General features: G+C 24.9%; 7 protein-coding genes and 1 pseudogene. All 8 read right to left on the reverse strand.

What is annotated here, in order from left to right:
- Positions 1 to 457: pseudogene (locus ACXX89_RS03775) on the reverse strand (hypothetical protein); the annotation flags it as partial.
- Positions 457 to 1,563: a pyruvate dehydrogenase (acetyl-transferring) E1 component subunit alpha gene (gene pdhA, locus ACXX89_RS03780; RefSeq protein WP_458557703.1), complete on the reverse strand. Its 1,107-nt coding sequence runs from the start codon at positions 1,561 to 1,563 to the stop codon at positions 457 to 459. The gene pdhA and the pseudogene ACXX89_RS03775, both read right to left, overlap by 1 nt.
- A gap of 217 nt (positions 1,564 to 1,780) precedes the next feature.
- A complete protein-coding gene (locus ACXX89_RS03785; RefSeq protein WP_458557704.1) occupies positions 1,781 to 2,614 on the reverse strand; it encodes a bifunctional 5,10-methylenetetrahydrofolate dehydrogenase/5,10-methenyltetrahydrofolate cyclohydrolase in 834 nt (277 codons plus the stop codon).
- A 30-nt stretch (positions 2,615 to 2,644) separates the two neighbouring features.
- Positions 2,645 to 2,818 (reverse strand): DUF2188 domain-containing protein, encoded by a 174-nt coding sequence (locus ACXX89_RS03790; RefSeq protein ID WP_436358645.1) that lies wholly within the window; start codon positions 2,816 to 2,818, stop codon positions 2,645 to 2,647.
- A 20-nt stretch (positions 2,819 to 2,838) separates the two neighbouring features.
- Positions 2,839 to 5,319, reverse strand: a complete 2,481-nt coding sequence (locus ACXX89_RS03795) for a valine--tRNA ligase (RefSeq protein ID WP_458557705.1) — start codon at positions 5,317 to 5,319, stop codon at positions 2,839 to 2,841.
- A gap of 10 nt (positions 5,320 to 5,329) precedes the next feature.
- Complete coding sequence (locus ACXX89_RS03800) at positions 5,330 to 7,570, reverse strand: hypothetical protein (protein ID WP_458557706.1); 2,241 nt, start codon at positions 7,568 to 7,570, stop codon at positions 5,330 to 5,332.
- Between the two features lie 8 nt (positions 7,571 to 7,578).
- Positions 7,579 to 8,535, reverse strand: a complete 957-nt coding sequence (locus tag ACXX89_RS03805; RefSeq protein WP_436358648.1) for a hypothetical protein — start codon at positions 8,533 to 8,535, stop codon at positions 7,579 to 7,581.
- 112 nt (positions 8,536 to 8,647) lie between these two features.
- Positions 8,648 to 9,586: an L-lactate dehydrogenase gene (locus ACXX89_RS03810; protein WP_436358649.1), complete on the reverse strand. Its 939-nt coding sequence runs from the start codon at positions 9,584 to 9,586 to the stop codon at positions 8,648 to 8,650.
- Between the last annotated feature and the right edge of the window lie 132 nt (positions 9,587 to 9,718).

The raw sequence follows: 9,718 nt of genomic DNA on the forward strand, positions 1-9,718 counted from the left end.
ATTGAGAAATTTTTACACAAAATTTATTACACTTCCTTGCTTCTTCGATTGCTTCTGAGTGGTGTTCAAGAGCTCTAACTCCACCAGCCATTGGCATTCTTAATACTAAAGGAACACTAAATCTTCCTCTTGATCTATTTCTATATCTTGCTGCATGAGTCATAAGTTGTTGAAATGCTGGGTAAGAAAATCCTTGAAATTGCATTTCAACAATTGGTTTTAGTCCAAAAAGAGCAGCTCCAATTCCAATTCCCATCATAGAGGCTTCAGCAATAGGTGTATCTCAAACTCTTTCAACACCATATTTTTTTTGTAATCCTTCAGTTGCTCTAAACACTCCACCTTCATATCCAGCATCTTGACCTCAAAGAACAACGTGTGCATCTTGTTCCATCATTAAATCGATTGCGTTGGTTACAGCACCGATGTTATTTAGTTCTAACATTTTTTTGTCCATTATTTATTCTCCTTTGAATAATATGCGATAGCTTCTGCTTTTTGTTCTTCTAATTCAGGTGTTAATGTTGCATAAGTATGATCAAATACTTCGTTTAAATCAACATCTAATTCTTTTAATGATTCTTGATAAGCTGCTTTTACTTGTTCCATAGCATCTTCTCAAATTTGATCTTTTTCTTCGTCAGTTAAGTATTCTTTTGTTTTTAAATAAGTCTCAATACGGTGCATTGGTTCTCATTTTTCATGTTCTTGCTCTTGTTCTATAGTTCTATAAATTCTTGGATTATCACTTGTAGTATGTGGTCCTTGTCTTCAAGTTATGAATTCAACCACCACAGGACCATTTCCTAATCTTGCAAATTCTACAGCTTCTTTAACTACAGCATAGGAAGCTAACAAGTCATTTCCATCTACTCTAACTCCTGGAATTCCAGCAGCTGCTGCTTTAGCTGCAATAGTTTCTGAACCAGTTTCTAAATGCTCTGGTGTTGAAATTGATCATTGGTTATTGTTTACACAGAATACTGATGGTCATTTTCAAATTGCTGATGTATTAATTGCTTCATAAAATTCACCTTCAGCGGTTCCACCATTACCTATAAATGACATTGAAACTACATTTTTTCCAGTTAATTTTGATGCATAAGCAATACCAGCAGCATGTGAACACTGTGTTGCTATAGGAATATTAATTGGAAGTAAATTGATTCCTTCAGGTGTAACACTTCCTCTTTCATTTCCATTTCAATATAACATTTGATTTTTTATAGGCATTCCCATATATAACATAGTTGCATTTGATCTAAATGCAGGCACAAATCAGTCATCTTCTTTTAAAGCCATAGCTGAAGCTACTTGTAGTGCTTCTTCACCAAAATTAGGTGCAAAAGTTAACATTCTTCCTTGTCTTTGTAACTGTGACATATATTCATCTTGTCTTCTTGAAAGAACCATAAATTTATAAGCTTTTAATAATTCTTCTTTACTTAATTTTGGTTCGTTGTTTTTACCTTCTTTAGTTAAGTTTCCATCTATGTCTAAAAAACGGATAATTTCGTCCTTAGAAAACATAACTTTGCCAGGTTTAACAAATTTAAATTGCATTTTTACTCCTTATTTTTTTAAAATTAATTAGAATTTAAACTAATATTATAATTATATTCTTTTTATTGATTTTATTTCAATTTAAAGTATAAAAATTCATTTTTTTATTAATTTTTTGAATTTTTAACATTTAAATTCAAAAAAATATTGTTGTTGCGATAGTTTGAAACTTATTTTAATTAAAAATATTAATCATTTTTGACTTATATTTTATTTATTAATTACTTTTTAAATTTTCTTTTATAGTTAACATTAAATTTTCAAATAATGCTGTTATAGTCATAGGACCAACCCCGCCCGGAACTGGAGAAATAGCTTCTACTTTATCTAAAACATCCAGAAAATTAACATCACCAGTAATTTTATTATTAGATAAAGTGTTTATTCCAACATCGATAATTATCGCTTTTTCTTTTATATTATCCTTTTTAATTAAGTGCGATTCTCCTGCTGCTACAACTAAAATATCAGCTTCTTCAGAACCTTTAATTCCTGTTTCTTTGTTGAAACTATGAGTAAAAGCTCCTGCATCAACAAGTAATTTTTTTGTTGGTTTTCCTACTAAATTAGATTCACCAATAACATAGCATTTTTTGTTTTGAACTTGAATATTGTAAAAATCTAATAGCATCATAATTCCTTTTGCTGTCGCTGGAGCAAATGAAAATTCATTATTATAAAATTGATTTTGATTTTTACTTGAAAGTCCATCGATATCTTTAAAAACAGGAATAGAATCTAAAACTTTTTGTGAGTTTATGTGTTTAGGTAAAGGTAATTGAACTATTATTCCATCGCAATCTATTGATTCTTGTCTAACTATAGATAACAAAGATTCTTCACTGATGTTTTTATCTAATTTAATTAATATACCATTAACCCCTAATTCTTTAGCTCTTTTTAATTTATTTTTTATATAACGATTTGATGCTTCTAAATTACCTACTTGAACAATTTTAAATATTGCTTTCTTTGGTAAAAGATTAAAAAAATTAAGCTGTTTTTGAAAAAAAAATTCTGAAGCTTTTTTACCATCTAAAATTTTTGTCATTTTAATTTTTGAAAATAAAAAAAGGTAATCTTACCCTTTTCTAAATTTTCCATCTTTTCCTTGAATCATAACAGCTGTTGTTTCTTTTAATTGTTTTGCATATTCAATAGCTTCTTTTTGAGTTTTAAAAATTTTTGTAGCTCTTTCTGCATTTGCGTTTTTTACAGCTCAATCTCCATTATGGTTTACAACGTACTTTATCATTTTTTCTCCTTAAATATGTTTTATTTATTTTTTTCTATATATAATTTTAACTTTTCTTTATATAATTTTAACTTTTTTTCTTCATTTTCAATTTTTTCTTTTGGTGCTTTTGCTAAAAAGTTAGAATTTGATAGCATATTTTCTGCTCTTTTTATTTCAAATTCAATTATTTTTATTTCTTCTTTTATTCTTTCTGCTTCTTTTTTTTCATGTTCTGCAGATAGCTGAATATAAATTTCAAAATTTTCTGTTTTTAAAACTGAATGTTTGTTTTCAAATAATTCAGCATTACACATATTATTTATCATTAATATTGATGTTACATCAAGTTTTTTATCTACGATTCAATATTTTAGAACTTCTTTTTTAGAAATGCTATGTTTTTCTCTATATTGTCTTAAATTTTTAACTATTTCAATAACTTTATCTATATAATTAACATTTCTATAAGTTGTAATATCTGTATTTTCGTGTTCTAAAAGTTCTTGATTAAATAATTTTTCAAATAAATAATCTGTTAAAAAAGGACAGAATGGATGAAGAATAATTAATAATTTTTTAATTATTTCTAATCCAAATGTTTTATTTGGGTTAGTTTTAGATAATTCAATATATCAAGACGAAAGATCTTCAAAAATAAATTTATGTATTGCTTTATAAACTAATGTAAAATCATATTTTTTCATAAATTTATCTATATTTTTATTTAAATGACTCAATTTATTGGATATTCATTTATCTTTGTCTGTAATTTCTTGACAAGTGCTGCATTCTTCTAATTCATAAAAGTATTTAACTATATTTCATAGTTTGTTATTAAAAATTCAAGCAGCATCTATTTTGTCTTTAGAAAATTTAATATCCTGCCCTGGTGTTGAATTAAATATTAAAGATTCTCTTAAAACATCTGCGCCGTATTGTTCAATAACTTCCATAGGATCTATACCATTACCAAGTGATTTAGACATTTTTATCCCTTTTTCATCTCTTATCAATCCGTGCAACAATACTTCATCAAATGGTTTTTCATCCATAACACTTAAACTAAAGAAATACATTCTTGCAACTCAAAAGAAAATTATATCTCAACCAGTTACAAGCAATGAAGTAGGGAAATATCTATTGATTTTTTCGTTTGACTGTGGTCAGCCTAAAAAAACAAATGGTGCAAGTCCTGATGAAAATCAAGTATCTAAAACATCTAGATCTTGAATTCATCCTTCACCTGGAGACTCAATTTGCACTTTCATTTCTTCATTTTTATATCATGCTGGTATTCTATGTCCTCATCATAATTGACGTGAGATGGTTCAATCATATACGTTTTCCATTCATTTTTTAATAACTGTTTGAAAACGTTTTGGATAAAATTTAACAGCATTTTTGCTTTTTAAATGATTTAACAGCATTTTTTGTAAGTCTTCCATTTTTACAAATCATTGTTCTGACATAATTATTTCAGAAACTTCACCACTTCTTTCTGAATATCCTACATTAGATATTATTTCTTCTGTTTTAACAATATAATTTTCTTTTAATAGTTTTTGATAAATTTGTTCTCTTGCTTGAAAACGATCTAATCCTTCAAACTCTAAAGCTAAACTATTCATTTTTCCATCAGGATTGATTGATTCATTAATTTCTAAATTGTGTTTTTTTATAATATCAATATCTGCCATAGCATGTGCAGATACTTTCATAACACCTGAAGCAAATTTTTTATCTATATAATCATCTTCAATTATTGGAATTATTTTTTTAGTAAAAGGATGAATAACATTTTTACCCACAAGTGATTTATATCTTTTATCTTCTGGATTAACACCAAGTGCCACATCAGAAGGAATTGTTTCAATTCTTGTTGTAGCAACTGTTAAGAATTCATCGCTGTTTTCAATAAAGTATTTAATATAATACATTTTTTGACTAGTTGGTTTATTAATTATTTCAATATTTGATAAAGCTGTTTTTTGTTTAGGATCTCAATTAATCGCTTTTTTATCTTTATAAATTCATCCTTTATTATAAAAATCAACAAATATCTTTAAAACTGCTTCATTAGCATCTTTATCTAATGTAAATCTTTCATTTGTGTAATCGAGTGCTAAACCTAAAGAATTTCACTGTTCTTTAATTTTATTGTAGTATTCATCTTTTCATTTTCAAACTTCTTCTAAAAATTTTTCTCTTCCTAAGTCATGACGAGTTTTATTTTCTTTTCTCAATAATTCTTCAACTTTTGTTTGAGTTGCTATACCTGCATGGTCAACTGCAGGTAAAAATAAAACATCATACCCTTTTAATTTTTTATATCTAATAATAGTGTCTTGAATATATTCATCTCACGCATGTCCTAAGTGCAATTTTCCTGTAACATTAGGAGGTGGCACAATGATTGTAAATGGTCTTTTACTCGAATCGTGATATGAAAAATATTTTTTATTAATTCATTTCTGGTTTCTGTTTTTTTCTATATCTTTATGATTAAAATTTTTATCCATATTTCCCCTTTTATTCTGTATTTTCTAAACTTTTCTCTTCTGTATAATCAATTATAACCGTGTCTTCTAATTTTACAAAATTAGGTGTTTTTTTTGGTTTTTGTCTATGACTTAAAATTTTAGATGAAATTAATTCATTATCTGAAATGTAAATTTCTGATCGATTACTTTTAAAGTATCTTCTTGAAGAATATAATTCATCATATTCATGTTCGCTAATTTTATCAATAATAGAAAAATCGAAAGATTTAAATTTATAAAATTTTTTAGCAAATTCACTTTCAAATTCCTTTTTAATATTATTAAATGAACATTCAATTATTCTTGATTTTTCTATAAAAACAAAATTTTTAATATGCTTTGTTTCGACAAAATCACTTGCAAAAATTATTAAACTAGTATTTGGATTTTTATTTGCCACCAATTGATCTACATATGTTTTATCAAAAATGGTTTTATTTAAATCAACAAGAGCAACTTCTGGAGAATATAATTTTAATTTTCCTATGTCTATTTTTATTTTCTCTTCTTGTGTTAAATCTGAATAAGGAATTCAGAGTTTATCAATACCTATGTTAATGGATTTTAAAAAATTATATAATTCATTTTTAATAATAACGTTCTGGATGATTTCATTATCTTCAAAGTCATTTGTATATAAAAAAGAAATAGGGTGATAAATAACATAAAAATGATCATTTAAAAAAATTACGTTTTTTATTTTTTTAAATATTTCTAATTCCACTTCGTTGCTATTTTCATTTTTTCTTTTTAAGAAAGAAAATAAAAATCTATCAATTTTAGTAATTGCAATGATATTATTAATAATTTCTTGTTCTAATTTAGAATTATTTTGCATTTTGATTTCAATGCTATTGGCTAATAAATTTTCATTTTTTTCTTTTTCTCATACATAATTTGCTTTTTTTTCTCATAAAACATTTGTTTTTTTATGTTTTTCTACTTGATCGATTTCTTTAGAACCTTCAATTGTTGCTTTTTTTAAAAAGTTTATTTCTTTTTTTAATTCTTTTTTTTCTATTAAAGTGTCTAATAATTTCTTTTCATTTAAGATTTTGATTTTATTTAGTGTAAATTTCTTTTCGTGATATTCTTCTATTATTTCTAGTTGATTATCCAATTTAATTGTTTTACCCCTTTTAAAATCAAAAAATAAGTTATTGAAAAATTCAATTTCAAATTCTTTAATAGTGTTATAAAAACCTTTAACAACGCTTGGTTTTACATATTTTAGATGCTTTTTATTATGTTTAAAAATATAAAGTGTTTTTCTTTTGATTCAATAATTAATTTTAGCTTTTACAATCTGTTCTTTGTTTGCAGATTTATATGCTTCTTTTAAATCCTTTTTAGTTTCTTTAATTTTGAGTTTCAATGATTTTATAAGTAAATAATATATTCCATTTTTTAAAAACCCGTTTTTTAAAAATTCATTTCTTTTTTTAAGTTCTGCTTTTAATTGATTAATTTCTTGAAAGTGATTATGAGAAGCGATTTCAAATTCTGAAGAATGTTCAAATGATTCAACTTCTTTTTCAGCAATTTCAAATTCAGTTCTTAAATTTTGTAATTTTCCTTCGTTTTTTCTGTATTTATCTCTATATTTTTCATAAACATTAAATTTTTTAATTTCATAGTAAGTTATATTATTTAAACTTGTATTTAGCATATCTATTCTTTTATCTAAATAATCATTTAACTCACTTAAATTAAAATTATTTTGTTCTAATTTCTGTAAAAATTCTTTATAATTAATTTTTTTAAAAAATTGATCAAAAATTTTAATTTGTGTTTCAAAAAGATCGTATGATATTTTTTCTTCCTCTTCTTTTATGAAAAAATGATATTCGTCACTAACTTCTTTTCAATCTTTACGGAAATCTCTCATTAATTTAAAATCATATTCATTAGTATTAAAAGAATATTTCATTATTTCAAATAATGGTTTATCGAAATAGTGATTTTTATTTTTATTAGAAAAAATTGATAAAACTTTTTCAGGTATTCAAAAATCTTTAAAATTCTTTTTTAAAAAATTCTTTCCTATTTTAATGACGCCAGAATAGTTTTTATTTTTAAAAACTAAGAGTTCTTTAAAACAAAAAGGAATTTTCTTATTAGAAGAAAAAATAAGGACATCTTCTCCTTTATTTATTTCTAAATTTAAGTTTTTTAATTTGTCTTCATAAGTAACATCAAGTAAAGAAATTATTTTGTTTGTAAATTCCATATTTTCCTTTAATAATTATTTCTATTTTTGTTTTTTACAATCGGAAGGATTACTAAACTTGTAAGGTAAATAACAAATAAATTGACTCAAATTTTAATAGGCGACACAATAAAATGTGTAATTAGAGCTACTTCAAAAGTTGGGAAAGCACCAGATTGAACATCACCTAAAGCTAATATTGCACTTGATGTTGGTTCTAAAATAACTGAAAAAGCAATAATAGGAACCATTGTAGTAAATCTGTCTTTTTGTTGAAAAAATTTTAAAAATCTTGCTATTGTTATAAAAATTAGCATTGTTCCATTTCCAGATAACATTAAAATTAAAAAACCTACTTTATTTTTTATGTATTTTGATTCTTCTAATAATTTATCAGGAGCTAAAAATACAATGGTAGAAACAATAGCAGCAACAACTATCATTATAATTCAACAAAAAATTAACATAGAAGTAAATAAAGTATTTTGTTGTGTTTCTTTATTTAATCTATTAATTCTTTTAGAAATTGTTGAAATTTTTTTATTAATTTTTTTTATTTCTTTTTCATTAGAAAGAGAAAGTAGTGATAAAGAAAGATTTTCTATTTTTAAAGCATAAAATTTACTTTTTTCTTTTATATTTTTTTGAATATAATTTTCATTTAATCTTTTTTTAATAAAATCAAAAAATAATCATGAAATTATTCCTGGAATAAATCCAGTAATAGATAAAGCTAAAGTGTAATAAATTGAATAGGTGCTAGGAACAAATTGAAAAGAAATTAAATCTGATAAAAATCCTGTTAATAAACCTACAATTGGTCCAAAAATAAATCCTGTAATTTTAATAGGTAAACCAATTATTGAAAAACGAAAATTAGGTAAAGCTGCAAAAGGAAAAAATCTAATACCCAATAAAAGCATTATTGTAGATATGGACATAAAAACAGCAACAAAGGCTATTGTTTTTGCATTAAATTTTCTCATAAATCTTTCCTTATATATAATTATTTAAATTTTACCACTATTATTTTAAGTTTTTAAAATATATTTTTTATTTTAATAAAAAAGAAACTTAGAAAAGTTTCTCTTAAATTATTTATTGAATTGATTTGATTGTTTCTTTAACAATTCTTACAGAATTAGCGAATTTTGCTTTTTCTTTGTCATTTAAATCTAAATTAACTATTTCTTTTATTCCTTCAGAACCAACAATAGCAGGAACTCCGATTACAACATCAGAAGCACCATATTCACCGTTTAAGTACACTCCTAAAGGTAAAACAGCATTAGAATCTTCTTGAATTACTCTAACTATTTGTGCTAAACATGCACCGATACCATAAAAGGTTGCTCTTTTTCTTTCAATAATTTTATATGCTTTTGTATAAACTGGTTTTTCTAATTCTTCTTCATAATTTGAAGCATTTACTCCAGATTTTTCTTCATATTTACTAAAAGGTAACCCTGCTATTTTAAAAGTTGAATAGTTAATTAATGAAGAATCTCCATGTTCACCAATAACAAATGCTTCTATATTGCTTGTTGAAACTCCTGTTTTTTTAGAAAGTAATTGTTTTAATCTTGAAGTATCAAGAATTGTTCCTGAACCAATAACTTTTTTAGGATCAAAACCTGTTTCTTTTAGGTATACATATGTAAGGATATCAACTGGATTTGATGCAATGATTGTAATTCCATTGAATCCACTATCTTTAATTTGTTTTGCAATATCTTTCATAATTAAAGAATTGTCTTTTACCATTTCTAATCTTGTTTCACCAGGTAATTGTGGTCTTCCTGCTGTTATAACAACTATATCAGCATCTTTAGCATCTGAATAATTTGCTGAAAATACTTCATATTTTCTAACAGAAGGAACAATAGCATCTTCTAAATCAAGAACATTTCCATCTCTTGGTCCTTCAAATTTATCAATGATTCCGTATTTTGCAGCTAATCCTTGATTAATAGCAGAATATAAGAAAGAAGCACCAACCGCTCCTGCTCCTACTAAAATAACTTTTGTTGCTTTCATTTATTAAAAATCTCCCTTTTATTAATTTTTATTACATTAAAATTATAAAACATAAAATAAAAAATAGTGTTTTTTTATGCAAATTATTAATCAAAATGTCCCGGGGTATTTACTAATCAAAATGTCCTCTTT

The organism is Mycoplasma sp. 1012 (assembly GCF_054343455.1).